Source organism: Spirosoma harenae (assembly GCF_054776975.1).
The window spans coordinates 67,529-90,184 of sequence record NZ_BAAHBD010000047.1 but is presented as its reverse complement, the minus strand read 5'-3'; the positions used below and the strand labels follow the sequence as shown (position 1 = coordinate 90,184).

Annotated in this window: 17 protein-coding genes; 3 read left to right on the top strand and 14 right to left on the bottom strand. The window is 40.6% G+C overall.

Features of this window, described 5'->3' with window-relative positions:
* Window positions 1–20: 20 nt before the first annotated feature.
* From ACYVE4_RS31400 to ACYVE4_RS31355, 10 genes are all read right to left on the bottom strand, one after another.
* A complete protein-coding gene (locus tag ACYVE4_RS31400; RefSeq protein WP_461044383.1) occupies window positions 21–920 on the bottom strand; it encodes a class I SAM-dependent methyltransferase in 900 nt (299 codons plus the stop codon).
* Between the two features lie 41 nt (window positions 921–961).
* Window positions 962–2,260: an ABC transporter ATP-binding protein gene (locus tag ACYVE4_RS31395; protein ID WP_461044382.1), complete on the bottom strand. Its 1,299-nt coding sequence runs from the start codon at window positions 2,258–2,260 to the stop codon at window positions 962–964.
* A 13-nt stretch (window positions 2,261–2,273) separates the two neighbouring features.
* Entirely contained in the window at window positions 2,274–3,923 is a 1,650-nt protein-coding gene (locus ACYVE4_RS31390) for an LIC_10190 family membrane protein (protein WP_461044381.1), read from the bottom strand.
* Window positions 3,924–3,950: 27 nt separating this feature from the next.
* A complete protein-coding gene (locus ACYVE4_RS31385; RefSeq protein ID WP_461044380.1) occupies window positions 3,951–4,802 on the bottom strand; it encodes an ABC transporter permease in 852 nt (283 codons plus the stop codon).
* 43 nt (window positions 4,803–4,845) lie between these two features.
* Window positions 4,846–5,805, bottom strand: coding sequence for a Gfo/Idh/MocA family oxidoreductase (locus tag ACYVE4_RS31380; protein ID WP_461044379.1), 960 nt, complete (start codon window positions 5,803–5,805; stop codon window positions 4,846–4,848).
* Between the two features lie 18 nt (window positions 5,806–5,823).
* Window positions 5,824–6,420, bottom strand: coding sequence for an acyltransferase (locus tag ACYVE4_RS31375; RefSeq protein ID WP_461044378.1), 597 nt, complete (start codon window positions 6,418–6,420; stop codon window positions 5,824–5,826).
* Window positions 6,404–7,543 (bottom strand): DegT/DnrJ/EryC1/StrS family aminotransferase, encoded by a 1,140-nt coding sequence (locus ACYVE4_RS31370; protein ID WP_461044377.1) that lies wholly within the window; start codon window positions 7,541–7,543, stop codon window positions 6,404–6,406. Before ACYVE4_RS31370 ends, ACYVE4_RS31375 begins: the two co-directional genes overlap by 17 nt.
* Before the next feature lie 24 nt (window positions 7,544–7,567).
* Complete coding sequence (locus ACYVE4_RS31365) at window positions 7,568–8,674, bottom strand: sugar transferase (protein WP_461044376.1); 1,107 nt, start codon at window positions 8,672–8,674, stop codon at window positions 7,568–7,570.
* Between the two features lie 94 nt (window positions 8,675–8,768).
* A complete protein-coding gene (locus ACYVE4_RS31360; RefSeq protein WP_461044375.1) occupies window positions 8,769–11,129 on the bottom strand; it encodes a GumC family protein in 2,361 nt (786 codons plus the stop codon).
* Between the two features lie 72 nt (window positions 11,130–11,201).
* Window positions 11,202–12,044, bottom strand: coding sequence for a polysaccharide biosynthesis/export family protein (locus tag ACYVE4_RS31355; protein WP_461044374.1), 843 nt, complete (start codon window positions 12,042–12,044; stop codon window positions 11,202–11,204).
* 839 nt (window positions 12,045–12,883) lie between these two features.
* Between ACYVE4_RS31355 and ACYVE4_RS31350 the strand changes: the two genes are divergently transcribed.
* The gene (locus tag ACYVE4_RS31350) at window positions 12,884–14,113 is read left to right on the top strand and encodes a DegT/DnrJ/EryC1/StrS family aminotransferase (protein WP_461044373.1); all 1,230 of its coding nucleotides are present in this window, start codon (window positions 12,884–12,886) and stop codon (window positions 14,111–14,113) included.
* 25 nt (window positions 14,114–14,138) lie between these two features.
* Window positions 14,139–16,505 (top strand): hypothetical protein, encoded by a 2,367-nt coding sequence (locus tag ACYVE4_RS31345; protein WP_461044372.1) that lies wholly within the window; start codon window positions 14,139–14,141, stop codon window positions 16,503–16,505.
* A 1-nt stretch (window position 16,506) separates the two neighbouring features.
* On the opposite strand, the gene ACYVE4_RS31340 is transcribed toward ACYVE4_RS31345, so the two are convergent.
* Entirely contained in the window at window positions 16,507–17,424 is a 918-nt protein-coding gene (locus tag ACYVE4_RS31340; RefSeq protein WP_461044371.1) for a glycoside hydrolase family protein, read from the bottom strand.
* A 129-nt stretch (window positions 17,425–17,553) separates the two neighbouring features.
* On the opposite strand from ACYVE4_RS31340, the gene ACYVE4_RS31335 reads away from it, so the two are divergent.
* A complete protein-coding gene (locus ACYVE4_RS31335; RefSeq protein ID WP_461044370.1) occupies window positions 17,554–18,495 on the top strand; it encodes an Rpn family recombination-promoting nuclease/putative transposase in 942 nt (313 codons plus the stop codon).
* Between the two features lie 8 nt (window positions 18,496–18,503).
* Here ACYVE4_RS31335 and ACYVE4_RS31330 read toward each other — a convergent pair whose 3' ends face one another.
* From ACYVE4_RS31330 to pafA, 3 genes are all read right to left on the bottom strand, one after another.
* Window positions 18,504–19,667, bottom strand: a complete 1,164-nt coding sequence (locus ACYVE4_RS31330) for a XylR family transcriptional regulator (protein WP_461044369.1) — start codon at window positions 19,665–19,667, stop codon at window positions 18,504–18,506.
* Between the two features lie 73 nt (window positions 19,668–19,740).
* Entirely contained in the window at window positions 19,741–20,979 is a 1,239-nt protein-coding gene (locus tag ACYVE4_RS31325) for an MFS transporter (protein WP_461044368.1), read from the bottom strand.
* A gap of 31 nt (window positions 20,980–21,010) precedes the next feature.
* Window positions 21,011–22,648 carry an alkaline phosphatase PafA gene (pafA, locus tag ACYVE4_RS31320; RefSeq protein ID WP_461044367.1) on the bottom strand — a complete coding sequence of 546 codons (1,638 nt, stop codon included), beginning with the start codon at window positions 22,646–22,648 and terminating at the stop codon, window positions 21,011–21,013.
* Window positions 22,649–22,656: the final 8 nt, after the last annotated feature.

Sequence of the window (22,656 nt, the reverse complement as noted above, 5' to 3'; positions counted from 1 at the left end):
ACAAATTTTGCTTTTCTATTTTAAAGAAAAGCATTTAACATATTTTTCATTATTTTAAATGGTCTTATTATTGAGCTACCTAGTCTATAAGACAATGTTTTATTGATCAACAATTGTCCTTCATAATTGGCATGTGATAACTCTTCTGGTATTATTAGTTTATTATTTTCTGAGTAATTAATGATTGAATATGGTAAATTTAATTCAGAGCTATTCGTCGCAATAGCTATATTGTATTTTGGCTCTAGTGTCGATTTTTGTCCTTGTTTGTTAATTATGATAGGTTTATGATATGCATCGCTTTCTCCGTCGAGCGCAATCATTGATCCTACAAATATTCTTTGACTAAAGAAAAACGATTTAGTAAAATTTTCATTTATTAATTGTTTGAATTCTTCGTAATAAAGTTCCTTTATATGGAAATGATTTTCGTTTTCAGTTTTATCAGTGAAATTCAATTTATCAGGAGACGATATAATTAGTATGCCATCTTTTTTCATGACACGTTTAATTTCATCAATCATATCTTTATGCGCGTCAAGATGTTCAATCGTTTCAAAGCTTACGACTAAGTCAACGGAATTTGCTGGCAATGGAATAGAGGTAGCCTCACCAACGCGAAAAACAATATTTTCTCTTTTATATTTTTGTTTAGCGAATTCGATAGCTTCCTCGCTAATGTCTACGCCATAAACGCATTCAGCATGTTGCGCTAAAATATCAGTACCATATCCTTCTCCTGATGCTATATCTAAAACAGTTTTATGTGATAAATCAAATTGATTAATCACAAAGTAATACCTATTCATGTGCTCGCAAGCTATCTCACCAGCTAGTGTTGGTACATATCGCTCTCCGGTCCATTCCATAGTCTGTCGTTCTATTTTAGTTAATTCTATTTTAATTATTATATCCTGCATCTTTCAAGTTGAAATCTATACAGGATTGATTTAAATACGATTTAATTATTTATTAGCTTTCTCTCTTCCCACATCAAAAGTGGGCGAACTAAGCCTGGCAATTTCCCTTTATAGCTTTCATTACGCGTTAATGTATTCGAGTTTTCTAATATGCTTAGCTTTAACACATTCAGTTCGTGAAATAGCAATTCAAAGGGGTCATATCGCATACAGGCAAAACTAAATTCGATCAAATCATTTTGCAGTAAATTAGCAGGTAACCACACTTTAGTCGAATATAATCCTTTTTTCAGCTTTTTTCTTCGATCAAAGTTCAAGCTATCATGAGATGAAAATAAATGTACTTCTGTGCTGTTAAAAACATTAATCCCATGTGTAAAAAAGTCAACATCTTCCATTATTTCATATTCAACACATAATCCAATTTCCTGATCTATAAATGCATGATCTATTATTTCATTAGCTTTATTTATTATATAGGCTTTTCTTAGTTTAATCGTATCATTACCAGGGGCATTCATCCCTAACCATTCTTTTTTGGTAATTATCTCATCTTCCAGAAAATATTCTAATAATACGTTTTTTACGCTATCATTTGCTACTATTTCGCCGTTTTCCAATAAGAGTGCTCTATTACATATGTCAGTGATCATAGTCATGTTATGACTAACAAATAAGACTGTTCTTCCTTCATTCTTATTTACATCCTGCATTTTGCCAATAGCCTTTTTTTGAAATTCCGCATCACCAACTGCAAGCACTTCATCTACAATTAATATTTCAGGATTTAAGTTAGCAGCAACGGCGAAACCAAGTCGTACAACCATTCCACTGGAATAACGCTTTACAGGAGTATCGATATAGCGTTCACAACCGGAAAAATCGATTATTTCATCAAGTTTCGAACGTATTTCATGTTTAGTCATTCCTAAAATAGCGCCATTCAGAAATATATTCTCCCGACCCGATAGCTCTGGATGAAAGCCTGTTCCTACTTCTAGCAAACTACTAATACGGCCATCAAAATCAACCCGCCCTGTGGTTGGACCCGTGATTTTTGATAATATTTTTAAGAGTGTTGACTTACCTGCTCCATTTTTACCAATGATGCCAAGTACATCACCCTGTTTTACCTCAAAATTTATATTCTTTAGTACCCAAACATATTCGCTATTACCTTTGACACTTCGATTATTAGTTTCTCCTATTTTCAGGAAGGGATCTTCTTTTCCCTGTAGTCTATACAACCATCTCTGAAAGTCCTCACGAACCGTTCCTGTTCCTATTGAACCTAAACGGTATTGCTTAGAAAGATTTTCGATTCTAATAATAGGTTTCATCTATAACCTAACTTTATTTTTCTGAGAAACTAGTATAAAAACCTTGCTCTATGCTCTTCCCCCTTAAATGTATATTTTCAGATTTGAATGATGTACAGGGAATTACTTGATCGTAGCATTGATCCGTATCCAGTGGATAATAACATTTTACTTTGTCGTCAATCATAAAATAATTAAATCTCTTCGTATCTAGTGCAACAAGTGGGTAAGGCACTATTAATCTGTTTGAAATATTTTTGGCAAAATGCCAGGGGTGAAACCAATTGCTTTTCAAAAAAAGTATGATAACTATTGTTGATAATCCATAAAAAGCATATTGGCTATATTTAAATTTTATATTGGATGCATTTACTGACAATGATGTAACAGACAAAAAGAAGGCAATACAGTAGCGAAGACTTGGGGAATTTATAAACATGAATGCGATTCCTGCTATTGATACCAAAATCGCAAGTATGTAGTTTGGCTTTAGTGCAATTCTTCTCAAAAGCAATTGGATAACGAGTACCAATAATGTAATGCTTGTGATAAGAATAACAGCCAGATCTAACTTTGTTTGGTTGAGCAACCAGGCTTTTAACCAGAAAGTGCTTCTAGCCTGAACTGGAATGTAATAATCTTTAATTATTGTTTTTTGATGGATTACATTTTCTATCGGGACTTTCCAGTCAAAAGAAAATAAATCTATATAGGGAAAAGGAAATAATAGCCAGCCGGTAATTATTACATTTTTAATTAGCCATGTACCTAAAATAAAACTACTAAGTATAGTAGTCAGTATTGCTTTCCTCTTATTGTGCCAATAATATTTCAACAGTAAAGCATATAGTGCTACTAGTAAAATTGGGCCAGCAGATAGTTTCACAGTAATACAATACACCGATAAAATAAGTATTGGGAATATACTATCTTTATTAGCGTCAATTTTAATAAGCGATAGCAGTATTGATACTAACAGAATGTAGACAGCTATATCATTTGATGGCGTTGAAACATGAATCCAGAAATTCTCAATGAAATAATACACTATCAATAGAAAGCAAAGTGCATATATATAATATTTATTCGAAGTTGCTTTATCAATTTCTGAGAAGACCCAAATACTAAAAAAGAATACTAATGTAAAATTGATCGAATAAACAGGTTGGTGAAATAATGAACTAAGTGAAAAAATTGCGTATAAAGGAAAAATATTAAAATTATAACCAAAGAAAATATTAAGATGAACCAACCCTTGTATGGCTGGGTATTTCTGCGCCCACATTATGCTTGGCACATGATACAATGCAGCATCATAATGTAATGATGGTGAATACAGAGATTGAAAAAAAGTGATTATAATAAAAATACAGATTATCGAAAATATGATTGGACTATTATTTACAGTCTGTTTCAGTTTTCGGAACATATGAGCATAATACATTCTCAACCATTCCCTGTTTATCAATAGTAATATAATCAGCGTACTGACAAATAGCAAAATAGTTATATCATTGATTGGATAAAGAATTGAGATAAAGGTAAATAATCCATTCGTTACTGCCAGGCCGACTAAAAAATCAAAGTAATAAGATATAGACCATTTTGTTAACTTTTTAAGTAACGCTCCAATTGTAAAAAAGCAGAAGCTACAAAATAGAAAAGACGTAAACTGTGCAATCATAACGTATGATATTCTACTTTTTATCTATTAAACAGTATCCATGAAATTCTTTTCTGTACGATTAAATATAATCAGTCCGAGTAGTAGCACAATTATTGAAAATATTGTGGAATAGGCCAGTAATAACCACGAGAATGTACCTACACCAAAAAAGCCGAATTTGAATGTTTCAATAATCCCTGTCATTGGATTGCATAACATAATAAATCTATATTTTTCCGGCACAGACGATAATGGGATAATGACCGGAGTTGCATACATCAATAGTTGTACGCCTAACTCAACTAAGTGTTGTAAGTCGCGATAGATTGTCGTCATTGCTGAAATGATCATACCCAAGCCAAGTCCCATCTGCCCCATCGTCAGAATAAGGAGTGGCAATAGAAAAAGTGTAGCGTTTGGATATACATGATCGCCTTTCAGCAGGTAATACAAATACATGATCAGAAAAAGTACTAGACCAATGCTAAACTGAATTAGATTGCTGACAATAATCGATAGTGGCGTAATAGCTCTGGGGAAATATACTTTGCCAAACAACGACGCATTGGTTGTAAATGTATTTGAGGTTGCACGCAGACAACTGGAGAAATAAGTCCATGCAGTAACACCAGCCAGGTAAAAAAGCATTGGAGGAATACCATCTGTTGACAGTTTTGCCATTCCACTAAACACGATTGATAGTATCAATGTCTGAAAAATTGGCTGAATGAAAAACCACAGAGGACCAAGGATAGTCTGTTTATATTTAGCCACAAAATCGCGTCGTACGAACAGGATTAGCAAGTCGCGGTATTGCCATATTTCACCCAACCGTAGGCTGATCAGGCCATTCTGAGGAGTTATTGAATTAGCGTATTTATTTTCGTTGGCTGTCACTCGTTTTCAAAATATAAGTGTAACTGGTTTGTAGCCAATAGCTTTATGCAGCTAATCGATATCGACGATTCAGTGCCATTGGATGATGTTCTCCCCGAAGCTGATTTATGTTAGCGTTCCGAATGACATGCACTATCTCGATTGATGGATACGCTTCAAGAAGGCCAAATCCGTTGCCTGCCAAAATTTGCTCGTAACTTTTTGTATGCAAATCCGTAAATCCATCACTAAACTCTATTTCCTCGCCTTCCATTTTCAGTGAGCGATATGTTTGTCTGTTATTTAGCTTGACGGATTCCGGAAGTGATTCATAATCAGTACTTAAAAACCATCGGACCCGAGCCTTTTCCAGCTCCAGATAGCCTGATGCCGTATTGCGTTCACGGACATGAACAATATTCTGATGCACCTTTCCAAATATCCAGGTAAGCATGTCAAAAAAGTGAACGCCTATATTCGTAGCAATGCCTCCTGATTTCGCATCGTCTCCTTTCCAGCTTATATTATACCATTTGCCACGAGACGTAATGTAGGCCAGATCAACATCATATATTTTGTCTGTCGGTCCTTCATCTATTCGTTTTTTAAGACTAATGATACTGGGATGCAATCGAAGCTGAAGAATATTCTGGACTGTTTTGCCCGTTTCAATCTGCATCTCAGCCAATGCATCAATATTCCAGGGATTGAGCACAAGTGGTTTTTCGCAGATCACCTCGGCTCCGCTCCGCAAACCAAATCGAATATGTGCATCGTGCAAATAGTTCGGACTACAAATCGTGAGGTAATCAATCGAATTTCCCTGACGCCGTAGTTTATCAATCTGCCGGTCGAATCGCTCAAATTCAGTAAAGAAATCGGCGCTTGGAAAATAGCTGTCCATAACACCTACTGAATCGAATTTATCAAAAGCGGCTACCAATTGGTTCCCAGTATCTTTAATGGCCTTCAGGTGGCGGGGAGCAACAAATCCTGCTGCTCCAATAAGAGCAAATTTTTTCATTTTAAGATGAGTGGATTGTTAGACTGTTGTAGAGATTTTACCATTTTTCAGTTCGTAGATTATCCCGCTTTCCGGGCAAGCAGCAAGCCCATTACTATCAAATACTAGTCGATGTCCGTATTCGCTGATCCAGCCCAGTTGTCGGGCTGGATTACCAATTACCAATGCATAGGGGGGTACATTTTTCGTTACGACGGCCCCCGCACCGACAAAGGCATATTCACCAATAGTATTCCCACATACGATGGTTGCGTTCGCGCCAATACTCGCGCCTTTGCCCACATGCGTTTTTTCGTATTGATTTCTACGATTTACAGCGCTTCGCGGATTGGAAACATTTGTAAATACCATAGATGGCCCAAGAAATACGTCGTCGTCGCAGCTAACCCCTGTATAAATCGACACGTTATTTTGAACCTTGACATTATTCCCCAGTACAACTTCTGGCGAAATCACCACGTTCTGACCGATGTTACAGTTCTTACCTAATTTGCAGCCCGGCATAATATGGGAAAAGTGCCAGATCTTAGTGCCTTCGCCAATCTGGCAACCGTCATCAATAATCGCAGAAGGATGGATAAAAACAGTGTTTACGGATTCAGGCGAAGTACTCACAAACAGTTTCGGTAATATAGTTTAACTGAGATTCCGTCAATTCAGTGTGCATAGGCAGCGAGATGACCCGTTTGCATAAATCATGCGTAACGGCTAAGTCACCAACAACTCGGCCGAGTCCACGATACGCTTTTTGACTATTCAGAGGAGATGGGTAGTATACCATTGTAGGAATACCTTTTTGCTGCAGGTAATCTTTCAGACCATCTCGTTTGGTTGCCGGTACTTTTAAGGTATATTGATGAAACACATGCGTAGAATTTGCCATTCGATAAGGAATTTCTACGGCATCAATATTCTCGAACGCTCTATCATATACGTCGGCCACTTGCTGGCGTGTCTGCGTGTAAGTAGGCAGGTAGTTCAGTTTCTCAATCAAAATAGCAGCCTGAATAGAATCCAGCCTGGAATTAACGCCAACTATTTCGTGGTAATACTTCTTTATCTGCCCATGATTAGCAATCATTCTGACAATACCTGCCAGTTCATCATGATTTGTATAAACGGCACCGCCATCTCCAAAGCAACCTAAATTTTTAGACGGGAAAAACGAAGTTGTACCCAGATCACCGATAGTACCAGCCGCCAGCGAATCACCATCGCTGAACGTATAGGTTGCACCAATTGCCTGTGCATTGTCTTCCACAACGAGCAGGTTATAATCTGCGCAGATACTCATAATACCTTCCATATCAGCGCATTGTCCAAACAAGTGAACGGGAACAACCAGCTTCGTCTTCGACGAAATCGCTTGTTCAACAAGCGACTGATTGAGCGTGAAAGTCCGGGAATCTACGTCCACCATAACTGGCTTCAACCCAAGCAATGCAATTACCTCAGCCGTAGCTATATAAGTGAAAGCAGGCACGATAACTTCATCGCCTGGTTTTAGTCCCAGAGCCATGATCGCAAGTTGCAATGCATCAGTACCGTTAGCACATGAAATAACCTGCTTCACATTCAGATACTTCCCTAACTGCAGCTCAAACGTACTTACCTGTGGACCTTTTATAAATGTTGTGGTATCGATACAAGCCTGAATTGCCGCATCGACTGTTGGCTTAATTTTGAGGTATTGATTTCTCAAATCAACCATCTGTATTTGCTCAATAAACTTATTCACTATCAGGTACTTGTTACAATTGGCCTACTTACTTCGTGCCTTATGAATCACTATATTTTTTACTATTCTTAGAAAATATACTAAGTCTGTTTTCAGCGGAGCCTGGTCATATTGCTTAAAGTAATTCATTTCCGATGCCACAATTTCCTCGAATGTTTTAGGCATATCAGCATAAAAAGGAGGTAGCAAGCCAGGCTTATAGCCATTTCTTAATGACTGTACGTCTTTAGGATATAAGCTTAAATAATGTTCACTAATTGGTCGAACACCAATTAATTTAATATCTCCCCGCAAAAGATTAAAAAGCATTGGTAACTCATCAATCCAGTATTTACGAAGTATTCGTCCACCCGTACTCACTCGAAAATCATTCTTAAACTTACCACCCGTATCTAATCCATTCATTTTATGGATATAATCCTGTAAGTATTCAGCATAAGGATGCATCGAGCGAAATTTATAAATCGTTATTGTCTTTCCACCTTTACCCAGTCGATTCATTTTAAATAAAAAACCTTCACAGGGTTGAGATTTTGATGCACTCGGATTCTCAAATACATTGATTTGTGTAACAATTGTAGTTTCAATACCCGTATCGACGATATCAACAATCTTGAAACCTTTGTAAATAAGTCGCCCTATTATTTCGGCTTTAGACATATCTACAGGAATAGAAAGCAGCCTACATATTTTTCGAAAGCCTTTTAATTTGGGAAGGAATCGCCTGAAGAAAAAGTAAATAGGGTAATAAACGATAAATGAAGAGAAGGTGAACTCATTCTGGATTCGGCCCTTAATATTTTCAGCGGTAATGGTTGTAAAAGCAAAATAACTATTAAACGGAATTTTTCGTCTAATTTGATCGAATAATAAGTTGGGATTGTGCGCTTTAGTCAGAAAATCATCAACGAATAAGTGCTCCGAGTCTTTAAGTGATTTTAATTCAATATTATCGTTTATAGAAAGAAGCAGCCACGAATTGATATCGGCGAATTTTTCTAAGTAATCAATTACCGGATTTTTTACTGGTATACCACTATCTAAATTATAGTTCAGCCGAGTAAACTCCGCTTTGGAAAAATCAGCTCCGAGTGAACTACTATCTGCGACATTTTGCTGACTGTAGGACATGGCGCGTTTTATTATAAATTAGGAAGGTAATCAAACATACGCCAATATATGTGAGGCATGTTTGATTATTAGAACTAATAAGCTAATGATGTACTTATGATTCTTTACTAACTAGCTTACCAATCCAGCTTTTCTTATCATCTTCTGTATAATAGTCTCCTTTAGCATATCCATATCCATATCCGTATGTAGAGGAATTTTTATAGTTTACGGCATTGAAAATTATATTCATAGATTTAAACACTTTCTTATCTACCAGATCCTTTATTGTATTCAAATAGAGTACAGGTGTTTTTTCATGGCGTACTAAATAGAAGCATACGTCCGTACAAGGTTCTAAAAGTATTGCATCTGTTACTAACCCTAAAGGTGGAGTATCAATTACAATATAATCGAATGGTTGTCTTAACGTTGCGATTAATTCCTTAATCCGCCCTTTGCTGATCAATTCCGACGGATTGGGAGGAGTTGGACCACTAGGAATGATATATAAGTTTTCAATATTAGTCAGTTGAATAATATCGGAAAGGCCTAACTGTCCTATCAAATAATTCGACATGCCAGTCGAATTATTTGCCTGTAAGTATTCATGAATTTTAGGCTTCCGCAAGTCCATTCCGAGTATAACAACTTTTTTGCCTAATAAAGCCAGCGATGCAGCAATGTTAAGGGTCATGAAGCTTTTTCCTTCACCACTTATTGAGGAAGTAACCATGATTGTTTTACCAATACTATCATGGGTATCAAGGAATAGATAGCGCATATTCGACCGCAGCATACGAACCTGCTCGCTGACGAAACTCCGACTTCTTATATCGATAATTTCTCCTTTCTTCTCTTTAGGTTGAAGGCCAACTTCGCCAAAAACTTTTATTCCAACTTTTTTCTCAATTTCTTTTTTTGACTGTACAGTATTAGTCAACGATTCCTTCACTACGATATAGGTAATAGGAACAATTAAGCCTAGCAAAAGTGCTATTAAATAGACAGTACCCGTATTTGGTCTGACTGGTAATTTGGTAGCGTACGGTTCATCCACAACCCTACTGTCCGTGACTGTAGACGCATAGGATAAAGAAGTTTCTTCCCGGGTTTTTAAGAGCAACAAGTACAGGTCTTCTTTGATATTTGCCTGGCGTTTAATGCCAACGAATAATCTTTCCTTCCGTGGAATAGCTGACAAAGCGTTCTCAAAGCCAGCATTTATTCCCACTAAATTTGCTCTGGACGCCCGTAAAATCCCTCTTTGTTTATCCAGCGTCTCTTTCATAGCTTGTTTAGTACTCCTGATTTGAGCATTCAATGTTTCCAGAGAGGGATTTCCCGCTTGAACAGTCTGAGCCAATTTGGATCGCTCCACTTCCAGATCACTTAGTTTTGTAATGTATGAGTTCAAAACATTATCATTTGCTCCCATCATGGTAGCCGGCGTAATCACACCAACCTGAGGGCTAGTTAAATACTCATCTACTACATCTAATAATTTTAATTGAATATCTATTTCATTAATTTTCGAGTCATTATCTTCAACTTTCTTCAAAAAAGAATTGGCCTCATCGCTTAAATCGACTACGCCCTGTGTCTTACGGTAATTTTCGATATTATGTTCAACGTCTCCTAATTCTGTCGTAATTAACTTTAATCGCTCCTCAATAAATCGCAATGTATTAGTTGCTTCTCTATTTTTATCCTGCAGTGCTGTAGTTGAATATTCGTCCAGCAATTTTTTTAATATATCTTTCCCTTTTTTAGGTATTGGGCTTTCGAGGCTTAATAAAATAAGGCTACTTTGAGGGTTTAGCAACGACACTTGAAGGCCACTAATAAAACCTTGTACTAAATTATCACGATCGTAAAATGTAACTTTTGTAAATTCCTGACGTTTATTGATAACGCTATCTCTAATAGAAACATTTAACTGTCCATATTTTGTCTTTATTGGCTTGCCAAAGTTATAAACGCCTAAAGCAATTTTCTCAATATCTTGTAATTGATAGGTACTATCTGAAACCATTTTAATGTAAACAGGGCTAATATAGGCAAGATCTGTTGGTGAAGTATTTTTTACAATAAAAGGGCTATTGGTATGCAATTCAGTATCACGAAATTTATCTTCTCGCCAGTAAGAAACGGTCAGATTAAGGTCGTCGATAACTTTACCAGCAAGTGCTCTTGACTTTAAAACTTCTATTTCATTCTCAACAAGCTTATTTTTATTATTCATAGACAACTTGTTAAGAATGTTGTCATTCAGTTTTTTATCATCCTTAATAAGTATTGTTGCATTTACTTTATAGATAGGAATATATTTTTTCAGATAAATATACGCATACGTAAAACTAACGATCAAAGCTAGTGCGATCCAATGCCAATAGCGTAAAATCTTAAAAATATAATGCAGGACACCAGTGCCCACTTCTTCTTCTTCTTCTAAAGTCAATCCGTCGTTGTTCATTGCTGCAATTTATTTTGTAGCTGAATAGGCTGTCTTAAAAGTATATATACCAGTCAGACTAGTATGGGTTATTTAAAGTCTAGAAAAGGCTAAGTACGTTGACAAAGCCGTCGTTAAAACAGATAAATAAAGTGTAATTCTTTGTGATACTGGTATTTTTTGTGGGGTTGGCACAAGTTTATATTTAGTAGGCTCAACGTAAATAATATCTTCGTGCTTGATATAATAATATGGCGACGTAAACACTTCTCGGGTTCGCAAGCTTACTATTCCCATTTCGCGTCGCCCATTTTCAGTTCTAATAATTTTTATACTATCTCTCTTTGCAAAAATCCCCAAATCACCGGCTGCCGTAATAGCATCAATTATTGTTGTTTGGTCGTTCGACAAATTAAATGTTCCTCCACGACCAACTTCGCCTATAACTGTGAATTTGTGATTTATAAATCGCACATTCACAGCTGGGCCTTTTATCGTCTTTGCAATCTCTGATTCTAGTTTAACTTCGGCTTGCTGAAGAGTTAAGCCGGTCAATTTTTGCTTTCCTATGTATGGCATTGAAATGTAGCCTGAAGAGTCAATAGGATATCCTATTAGTTGGCTCCCTCCTGTTCCGCCTGGTGTATAGGTTGTTTGTGGTAATGAGCTTGCGTTATAAAAATTCAGAACTTCGTTTGATTCTTTACTTAGACTGGTAACAATAATTCCTAGCACATCGCCTTTTTGAATTCTGGATACCGGAGGATCAATCGTCTTTATTTGAACAGGAAAAATCGTATCATTTTCTACGTCCTGAAAATATTCTAACTGGGTAGGATTAGGTGGTATAGACGCACAGGATGATAAAAATAAAGCTACCAAGCAACTAACAGCAAGAACTCTTATTTGCTGCAAATACTTAATTTTATTAGTCATGATTGGTTCTATGGATTGAGAATGTCTTATGGATAAAAATGTGTTCACTATTACAGCTTCGCCCGTTCAGTCCCATTTTGTTCAGTGACTTAGCGAAAAATGTTGTACCTGTTGTATATAATACAGGGCTTATGTCGATTTCTGTGCTTAAACGATGATCTGAAGACTCTACTGACTGTGGTATCGATTCCCTTTAAACCTGTCTGGTAACCACACTTTTAATAGAACCAACTCATTTGCAGTTATATACTATTAGAAAGCCGGTAGTTACCTTTTATCCTATCTCGATTCCTCTATCAGCCTAGCACTTCATATCACTTAAGTTACGGTTACATGCTGGAGCCACTTAAGTACATGACCTCTAGCTTAGTAACATTTACGCATATGCAATAAGCGAACCAAAAAATTTGGGGAATAAAAAAAAAGGCTGATAAAGTGGGCATTTTTTACCATAAATGATAATAAATAAATATTTACATGTTAGTGCATTAACTGCGTAATTTAAGAGTGGCCTTGCTTGTGTAATCCACGATTCTTTTTTAATTGGATTATATCTCTTTCTATTATGTACAAAAACTGAACGATAGTAGACACAAACGGTTTATTTAATTCCGACTTTGTATCGTTAGAGACAAACCAGACAACTAATTAGGCTGAGTTTTGTAGACTTTATGTTTTTCTAACTGATTTCCCGTAAATGGGAATGGCATAGTAATTGATTAAAGATGAGGCTTTTCTCTTACTACACTATCTATAAGTTCTCGATAGAATTTACCTGATATAATAGCCTGACATGCCTTCTGTTCCGTATTAATACAGATGTATTTGTCTTTAACGGAATGGATCATACTGATTTACTAGAGCAGTTAGCTATCTACGGTGGCGAAAAAACCATCAAAACCGCGTTTCCCTGGCCTATTTATGACGAACAGGATGTACAGGCCGTAGCGGATGTAGTCCGCAGCGGGCAATGGGGAAACCCAGATTGTGCGGGGCTGGTAGCAGAATTCGAGCAGCAATTTGCTGACTATTGCGGTACTAAATACGCGCTTAGCTGCGTCAATGGATCAGTTTCTCTTCGATTAGCTTTAATCGCCTGTGGTGTAAAACCGGGCGATGAAGTTATCGTCCCTCCCTATACATTTATCGCAACGGCATCGGTCGTATTAGAGGTTAATTGTGTTCCGGTATTTGTTGATATTGAGCCCGATACCTATAATCTTGACCCATCCGCTATTGAAGCGGCCATTACCGAACGAACTAAAGCAATTATTCCCGTCCATTTTGCCGGATTCCCCTGCAACATGGACGCTATTATGGCTATTGCCCGTCGACATAAACTGCGGGTCATTGAAGACAGCGCACATGCACATGGAGCTGAATACAAGGAAAAAAAACTGGGTTCCATAGGCGATGTAGGAAGTTTCAGCTTTCAATCCTCTAAAAATCTGACATCAGGCGAAGGAGGAATGGTCATTACGAATGATGACGCTTTGTATGAAACCATGAATTCGTTGCGGAACGTCGGCCGGTTGCCGCATGGGCAATGGTACGACCATTTTAATCCGGGGTGTAATTACCGAATTACTCAACTTCAGGCTTCTCTCCTTAGCCAGCAACTCAAACGGCTTGACGAACAGACCATCACTCGAGATAAAAATGGCTTATATTTGGATAGTTTACTGGCTGATATCAAAGGCATTACCCCATTAAGTCGAGGCAATGTAGCTATGCGGCACAGCTATCATCTATACATTTTCCGGTACGATAAAGCTTATTTTGGCAACAAGTCAAAGACCGAATTTGTGACTACGCTAGCCGCAGAAGGCCTTCCCTGTTCGGGTGGCTATCCACATCCGCTTTACAAGCAACCCGTTTTCCAACAGAAAAACTGGATGTGCTACGCCATTCCCGATTCTGTCGATTATTCGCAGACGTATTGCCCGGTTGCCGAGCGAGCTTGCGCTGATGAGGCCATCTGGATTTTCCAGCATGCCATGTTAGGATCCCGAAATGATATGGAATCATTTGCCGAAGCCATTCGCAAAGTCCAGCGCGCACTCCAATAATATACTCCAGATTATTCCTACCCTTATGAAATTAGCGGGTTTCAGACTTTGGTTCTGGTCGTTCTTACCATTCCTACTAATAGCCATTCATTCATCTATAGCTCAGCCCATTCCGCTTCAACGAGCTGTGATGTTGGTATCGTCGTCGATTCCATCGCCTATGCGAGAAACCGCTCCACAAATGCTGAGCGAGGAAATTGCCAAACGAACGGGTATTACATTAGCCACTACTACAAGCTGGCCCAGAAGCAATCCAGTTTGTATAGCTTTTGTACTCTCGACAGACAAAGACCTACAAGGAGTCTCTGTTCCCGCTAATCAGGAGAAGATTCGGCCAGAAACAAAGCCTGAAGGATTTCGAGTAATTAGTGATGTTACGTCGAAAGGCACAACGCTTTGGATTATTGGAGCTGATGCAAGAGGCATTCTGTTTGGTACGTCGTGGGTGCTCCGGAATTTATTAATGAGTCCTAAACGGCTTGAATTGGCTTCGGCAATTAATGTTGCGTCAGCTCCTGCGTATCCAATTCGAGGTCATCAACTGGGCTATCGGACAACGGCCAATTCATATGACGCCTGGACGGTGGCGCAGTTCGATCAATATATCCGGGAGCTTGCCATTTTTGGTACCAATGCCGTTGAAGGCATTCCGTTTCACGAGGAAGAAAAACCCAGTCCGCATTTTAAGGTGCCAGCGCCTGAGATGCGGATAAAGATGAGCGCGATCTGCCAGAAGTACGACCTTGATTACTGGGTCTGGACGCCAGCTACGTTTGCGCTCACGGATGCCACCAAACGAAAAGCAGAACTTGATTTACACGAATCATTTTACAAAGCCTGCCCTCGTCTCGATCATATTTTTGTCCCCGGTGGCGACCCCGGCGACAACCATCCAAGGGAAGTTATGCCATTCCTGAAAGACCTGCATACATTGCTCGTAAAATACCATCCGAAAGCAAAAATCTGGCTTTCCCTGCAAGGCTTCAGTGTAGAACAGGTCGATTATTTTTATACATACCTGGCTCAGCATAAGCCCGATTGGCTGGCAGGTGTGGTACATGGCCCGAGTAGTCCTAATCTGGCCGAAACTCGCTATCGACTCCCCAAACAATATCAGATTCGGCAGTATCCAGACATTACCCATAACGTTCGTTGTGAATTTCCAGTCGCTCATTGGGATCTGGCCTATGCGCTCACTCTCGGACGAGAAGCGCCCAATCCAAGACCCTATGCCTTTGCGAAACTCCAGGCTACCGCAGCTCCGTTTACCGACGGATTTGTATCGTACTCAGATGGTTGCCACGATGATGTTAACAAGGTAATCTGGAGTATGCGTGGCTGGGATGCCGATAAAGACATTCACGAGATTTTGGCGGAATACGGTCGTTTTTTCTTTGGCCCGAGCCTGGATGCCCCTGTAGCTGATGGTATTGCGGCACTCGAACAAAACTGGAATGGCCCCTTAGCCGAGAACGGGGGTGTCGAAGCAACGTTGGCCTACTGGAAAAAGTTGGAAACCGAAAACCCAGCATTACGATCTAACTGGCGTTGGCAGATTTTTGTGCTACGGGCCTATTACGATGCCTATACCCGACGTCGATTACTCTACGAACAAGCGCTTGAGCATAAGGCTAATACCTATTTAGCCCAGACTGAAACTATCGGCACTGAAAATGCAATGAAGCAGGCACTCGATGCCGTGAATCAAGCAGATACGAAACCAATCTCTCCAGAGTTAAGACAGAAAATAGAAAGTCTTTGTGCTGATTTGTTCACGTCGATTGGCCTCCAGACAAGTGTTCCGAAATACAAAGCCAAAGGCTACGAGCGAGGTGCTCTGCTGGATTTTGTCGATTACCCACTCAATAATCGCTGGTGGCTGGCTGATGAAATTGTTAAGATAAAAGCCATGAAGTCAGGCGAAGAACAGATAGCACGTCTGAAAGAAATCGGTACATGGGAAACTCCGGGCAAAGGCAGTTTTTACGACGACGTATCAAGCATTAGTAAAGGCCCGAGGGTGAAAACTATTTCTGACGATGCAACCGACATTGCCTGGTGGAAAGATGGCTTCAGCCGCACTCGTCTGTCATCCCAAACGTTTCAGCGCTGCCCCGCTCTTGATTACGATAATCTTGCCCCAGGAGCCCGCTATATCATCCGGGTCGTTGGGTTTGGAGAAGCATTATTACGCGTGGATGGACAACGTCTGGAACCGATCGTTTACCATCGCGAAGCGGATACGGTTAAAGAATGGATTGTCCCGCTATCGGCCACGCAGGACGGTCGTATCAGTGTTACATTCGATCAACCTGAAGAATCACATCTGAACTGGCGTCAAAACTCGCGCATTTCCGACATCTGGCTGCTGAAAGAAACGCCGAAGGAGTGATTTACTCTTTCGGCAGATACACATTCACCGCCGGATGCATGGTATATAGTCGATACATAGCACCATCAGGAACGAGAATACCACTGGAGCTATTGTTGCTCATAATGGGATTACCAGCGTATTTTTTCCAGTGAATCAAATCGGTTGACATCGCTACGTTGGTCGACCATTCATGCCAATCTTTGAAGGCCGATGCATGGTAATAGCCATAATAACGGCCTTTGTATTTGATAATCTGATTCATCGCTACAGCATGTCCATCGTAGGATTCAGGGCCTTTTTTCAGGACGGGCTCGTCCTGCACATTCGTCCAGATTTTCAGATCTTTTGAGGTTGCCAGCCAGACAGCCTCATCCTTTCGTTCGTAAAACAGATACCAAACGTTATTCTCTTTCCAGATAGCAGGTGTTCCATAAGGACCCTTGCTTAACGGTTTTCCATCAACGTAGCGAATATCGAGTGGCCCACGTTCCTCCCAATGAACCCGATCTGTTGACGTCATTAAATGGGCTATATCGTCTTTCCCTTCCGCGAACATATAGTACGTTCCCTTGTCTTTGACGACTGACATATCCTCAACCCAATTTGCCGTATGAATGGGATTTCCGGCATAGCGGGTCCAATTTAACCCATCCTTCGACGTAGCATAACCCAGAAATTTCGGCTGGTCTTTTCCGGCTTTATAGCCCGTATACCACAGATGATACGTATCGCCTTCATGCAGAATATAGCCCCGTTCGCGAATTTTCTCATCCCAGGTTTCAGTATCAGTTCCCTTGAAAACGGGATTGCTTTTATAGGGTGTAAAATTCACAAGCTGATCTGGGAATTCCGGATCAGCATGGTACACTGTCACTTCATTAGATAAGCTATAGCTTATCAGAAAACCTAGGATAGGAAGCAGGTATAAATTTTTCATTAACGATAAATTTTAATAGCTATAAATCAGGCCTTTGTAGGTTAAGTAAACTTCCTGTATAAGGAATATAAATCATTAACCGTGACGTCGCAGGCTTATTCGCATCAAACGGACAAAGCTATACTAAAAATGAAACGCGATGATACGTTGTGGAAAGCCATTTTAGAAGATGTGTTTGATGATTTTCTACGTTTCTTCTTCCCAAATGCCGATGAACTGTTTTATCTGGATAGAGGCTTTGAGTATCTTGATAAAGAACTCGAACAATTATTCCCACCCGAGCAGGATACGTATCAACTCCGCTACGTCGACAAACTGGTGAAAGTCTTTACTCGACAAGCCAGTAAACCTGTCGAGCAGTGGATTTTGATTCATATTGAGGTTCAAGGTTACAGAGACCCTCACTTTGCGGAGCGGATGTTTCAGTATTACTATCGCATTTTCGATAAATACCGACAACCGATTACGGCTATTGCCCTTTTCACAGATAGTCACAAAGGGTATCATCCAAGTCGTTATGAGCAATCCTATCTGGGAACACAGTTGAGTTATCGATATAATACGTACAAAATTCGTGACCAGAACGAAGCCAATTTATTGGCTAATCCAAATCCATTTGCGTTAGTAATCCTAACGGCCAAAACAGCGTTGAAAGCCGGTACATTATCCGAAGATGAACTACTAAATTTGAAACTAAGCATAGCGAAAAGCTTGTTAAACAGCCAAATAAGTAAGAATAAAGTAAGGAGTATATTGAATTTTCTTCGGTACTACGTTCGCTTGGAAAACCCAGTAGTGAACAGTAAGTTTGAGAAAGAGATTGAGTCAATAACGCAAAGCAGTAAACCGATGGGTATCGAAGAATTTTTGTTAGATAGAGCGAAAAAAGAAGGTCTTAAAGAAGGACTTGAAAAAGGTTTAGAACAAGGAGTCGAACAGGAAAAACGATTAGTCGTAGCTAGCCTGCTGACAAAAACTGGCTTTTCCAGCGAACAGATTGCCGACATTGTGAATGTACCCGTTGCCTTTGTCAACCAGATTAGAAAAAGCCTTCCACCTTCATCTATTTAATCCATTATCTATTTCCCCGCCAAGTACCGATGACGATATTCGAGGGGTGTACAACCCTTTATTTGCTTGAATTGTCGGGCAATATTTTTGGTATCGTTCAAACCCAAATCCATCGCAATTTCAAAAACGGCCTGATCGGTTTCCAGTAATTTTTTTGAGAACTTTTCAATCCGCAGATTCTGGATGTATTTGTAAATCGGATACCCTACCACCTGCTGAAACCGCATCTCCAGCGACCGTCTGGACAATGGAACCTGCTTTACCACTTCATCGACCTGTAAGTTTTTATCGATATTTTGGTGGATGTATTTCAGCGACGACGCAATGTACTCATCCGGCGTCGCGTAGATATCAGTCGATTGGCGGGTAATGATCTGCGTAGGTTCAACCACAATGTCGTAGAATTCCGTTATTTCCTTTCGAATCAACTGATCCAACAGACGCGCAGCATCATAGCCCCCTTTTTCAGCGTCCTGCACAATGCTCGACAATGGCGGATCGGATAATTCGCACAGGGCTTCATCGTTATCAACACCCAATACAGCTACTTCTTCGGGAATTCGAATACGCGAATGTCGACAGGTTTCTGTGATGTGCTGGCCCATTCGGTCGTCGCAGGTTAGAATAGCAATGGGTTTCGGAAGCGACGATAGCCATTTACTCAAGGAGCTGGGTTTATAGTACCACAAATCGCTCGAGCTGTATTCTTCGTGCTCAAAATAATGCACCATGCAACCCGCGCGCGACACCCGCTCATCGAATCCCTCCGCTCTCTCCCGCGACCAGACAATATGTTTGAATCCATAAAACGCGAAATGCCGGAAGCCTTTTCTAAGAAAGTAATCGGCAGCCATAGCACCTGTTGCACGATGCGCGCCCGTAATGTTCGGAATTTCAGTAAACCGTTCTTTGAAATCCTGTGCAATGACGGGAATTCCCGCTTCAACTATTTTCTCGACGCTGCTATCGTTGTACAATTGCCCAATAATACCATCCGCTTCCCAATCTCTCGCCCAGTTCAGAATCCCATCAACCCCCAACGTTTCGCGGTGAAAAAGCGGCATCTGACAAAACACCCAGGGGCCGTGCTCACGGGCATATTTCGAAATCCCTTTCAGCAGGCTCCGACTGTAATCCTCCGCAAAGTCGATGAGTAAGATGATCTTGTGCATGAGAGAGAATGATTGAATGAGTTGTTGAATGATTGAATACAAATCGAAAACTCCTATTCAATCATTCAACAACTCATTCACTCTTTAACTTAATTGTCGCGTTTGTTACCAGCGGTTTAGCCCAGACACCGATGCTGAAAATGTAGCCGAGTGTTAGCAACATAACCAGCATAGCCCAACGTAAGCCGACCCATTCGGCCAGGCCGCCGATGATAAGCGGAACAATGGCTCCGCCAACAATTCCGGTACACAAGATACCAGAAAAAGTACCATGATGCTTTGCTACAGAATTAAGTGCCAGCGAAAAAACAATCGACCACATCACCGAAGCAAAAAAACCGGTACCAGGCAGTGCATAAAGCGCCAGTTCTTTAGACCCGAATAATCCCAGTAATAGCAGAATAATAGCTCCGACGGTGAAAATCATTAGTACTTTCCGGCTGTCGGCAAGTTTGAGCAGAACTAAACCCAGGATACAGCCAATGGTCATCAATCCCCAGAAATAGGCAACGGCTGTAGCCCCATCGGTAGCCGGATCTACACCGTGGTAGAGTTGCAGAAATTTAGAAATCCAATTTGCAATGCCCTGTTCGGTGCCAACGTAGGCAAAAATTCCGGCAAAAAATAGTAACACGGTTTTGTCACGCAACAATTCCGTTAATGTTCCACCAACCTCAATCCGTTCGTCCTCGTTCAATTCAACTTTTGGGAATTTAATCAGGGCCACTACCACGATCATCAGCAACGTAGTCAGCGCAAATACCCAATAGAGCGATACCCATTCAAAATGTATGGGCACCACATTATTGAGCCATTGAATCCAGAAAGACGTATTGTTGGTATGAATGTTCTGAACAAAATAGCTATACAGCAGCGGACTGAAAAAAGAAGCGGCACCGGAAAAAAGCTGCGCCAGTACCGAATTGAAGGCAAAATGCTCTTCTCCACCGGCAACACGCAGTAATGGATTGATGGCTACCTGCAACATCGCCATCCCGACGCCTATGGAAAAGAGCGAGACCAGTGCCACCGAAAATTTTGGGATCAACGCGAAGAGCAACGAGCCTAGCAAAGCAAGTAGAAAAGCTCCGATCAGCACAGGTTTTTCGCGGTATTTCTCGACCAAAACCCCCGACGGTATGGAAACACTATACGCTACAAAAAATGCAAATGGCAGAAACCCCGCCAGACCGATGCTCAACTGAAAACTTTCGACTAAATCAGGAATAATTGGCCCCAGAATGTTAGTTAGAAACGAAATAACGAAGAAGATTAACAGAATCAGGATAACGATCAGCGTATTTCGTTTCATAACATGGGGTATAGGGATTGGGACAAAAGGCTTACTTTAGAGCTTCTTGAACGGCGTTTCCGACGGTACCGCTCGGCGGGAGAATGTGCAATAAACTGGCAATGGTAGGGGCAATATCTGCAATCGTGGTGTAACGTAGGGTCTCGCCTTTGTTTACGCCCCAGCCAAACAATACGAACGGTACGTGTGTGTCGTAATGATACGGAGAACCATGATTAGTGCCAGTGCCGCTATTATCGATCCAGCCGGGTTCGGGAATGAGTTGAATATCGCCACTGCGTTTAGCGTGAATCATATTTTTATACAATTCAAGCAGGTGCGAATTCAGATTAGACGTACCTATACTTTTCAGATTCAGTACGTCGGCAATGCCCGGCATGGGAAGTAGAGCCTCTCGAACTACCGTATAAACCGCATCGACAGTCAGCTTCTTTTTCGCAAGTGCTGCCCGATTCAGATACAGTTGTCCATTCTCGATGGCTTCTATGTAATCGACATTCCCAAAGGCGGCTGTCAGGGCTTTATTGATGGCATCATTTATCTTTTTCCCGTTCAGTAATCCCGCCGGTAAATTATGCTGCTTCCAAAATCCGGGCACGTCCATCACACCGTGATCGGCAGTCAGAAATACAGTATAATTATTCTTGCCTACCCAGCCATCCAGAAACGAAAATAGATCCGCAAATTCCAGATCGAGACGCAGATAGATGTCTTCTTCTTCAACTGAATTTGGGCCAAAGGCATGACCGATTCGGTCAGGCGTAGAGAAGCTGATGGCTAGAAAATCCGTCACGTCTCCTTTACCCATATTTTCACCTTTGATAGCGGCAATCGCCATGTCTTTGGTCAGGGTGTTGCCCCCCGGCGACGATAGTACAGCACCAAACACATCGCCCGACTTACCAGCCAGATCATACGGGAACACGGCTTTGGTCGAGCCCGACAATTTAGCTTCGTACGGCTGATCGTCGGGTGTACTTTCAACGTATTGACTAAGTGGCAAAAGTGTCTTCCAGCCTTGTTTAGCGTATTCGGCAGGAAGTTTACGGGCGTTCAATTCCGACACCCATTGCGGTAAATCAGGTCTATAGTACGTACTGGTAACCCAGTTCCCTGTCTTGGAATCGAACCAGTACGCGCCCGATGCCGCATGACCTGCCGGTAAAATAGAGCCCCGATCTTTAACGGCTACTCCGATGGTTTTTGAGCGAAATTGGGTAGCAATACGAAGCTGATCGGTAACGGTGCTGACCAGCAGATTTCGGGGTGACATTTTACCCACGCTGGGGTTAGGACTCCCGACCGTTTTTGCCGTACTATCTTCAACACAATAAACGCCTTTGTGGGCAATAGGATCGTACCATTCGTTGCCAATCATGCCGCTAATCGCTGGTAATGAGCCAGTATACACAGCAGCATGACCAGCTGCCGTTACGGTATGTGCATAATGATAATGATTATTTCGACAATTGAATCCTTCATTCATCATGCGTTTGAAACCACCTTCGCTGTATTTATTATAAAAGCGATAGAGGTAATCGTAACGCATCTGATCGACAACAATGCCTACTACTAATTTGGGTTGCGGTAATGTCGATTTTGGTTCATCCTGCGCTTTGAGCAGTAATGGCAGCGCGACGAAAAGAAGGGGGAACAGAGATTTCTTCATATCCATTG

Excerpts from the sequence above, each read along its gene's own strand:
- ACYVE4_RS31325 (WP_461044368.1), bottom strand. The coding sequence starts at position 20,979 with ATGAAACGAAATACGCTGATCGTTATCCTGATTCTGTTAATCTTCTTC.
- ACYVE4_RS31355 (WP_461044374.1), bottom strand. The coding sequence starts at position 12,044 with ATGACTAATAAAATTAAGTATTTGCAGCAAATAAGAGTTCTTGCTGTT.
- ACYVE4_RS31340 (WP_461044371.1), bottom strand. The coding sequence starts at position 17,424 with ATGAAAAATTTATACCTGCTTCCTATCCTAGGTTTTCTGATAAGCTAT.
- ACYVE4_RS31365 (WP_461044376.1), bottom strand. The coding sequence starts at position 8,674 with ATGTCCTACAGTCAGCAAAATGTCGCAGATAGTAGTTCACTCGGAGCT.
- ACYVE4_RS31360 (WP_461044375.1), bottom strand. The coding sequence starts at position 11,129 with ATGAACAACGACGGATTGACTTTAGAAGAAGAAGAAGAAGTGGGCACT.
- pafA (WP_461044367.1), bottom strand. The coding sequence starts at position 22,648 with ATGAAGAAATCTCTGTTCCCCCTTCTTTTCGTCGCGCTGCCATTACTG.
- ACYVE4_RS31390 (WP_461044381.1), bottom strand. The coding sequence starts at position 3,923 with ATGATTGCACAGTTTACGTCTTTTCTATTTTGTAGCTTCTGCTTTTTT.
- ACYVE4_RS31400 (WP_461044383.1), bottom strand. The coding sequence starts at position 920 with ATGCAGGATATAATAATTAAAATAGAATTAACTAAAATAGAACGACAG.
- ACYVE4_RS31395 (WP_461044382.1), bottom strand. The coding sequence starts at position 2,260 with ATGAAACCTATTATTAGAATCGAAAATCTTTCTAAGCAATACCGTTTA.
- ACYVE4_RS31380 (WP_461044379.1), bottom strand. The coding sequence starts at position 5,805 with ATGAAAAAATTTGCTCTTATTGGAGCAGCAGGATTTGTTGCTCCCCGC.
- ACYVE4_RS31335 (WP_461044370.1), top strand. The coding sequence starts at position 17,554 with ATGAAACGCGATGATACGTTGTGGAAAGCCATTTTAGAAGATGTGTTT.
- ACYVE4_RS31330 (WP_461044369.1), bottom strand. The coding sequence starts at position 19,667 with ATGCACAAGATCATCTTACTCATCGACTTTGCGGAGGATTACAGTCGG.
- ACYVE4_RS31345 (WP_461044372.1), top strand. The coding sequence starts at position 14,139 with ATGAAATTAGCGGGTTTCAGACTTTGGTTCTGGTCGTTCTTACCATTC.
- ACYVE4_RS31350 (WP_461044373.1), top strand. The coding sequence starts at position 12,884 with ATGGATCATACTGATTTACTAGAGCAGTTAGCTATCTACGGTGGCGAA.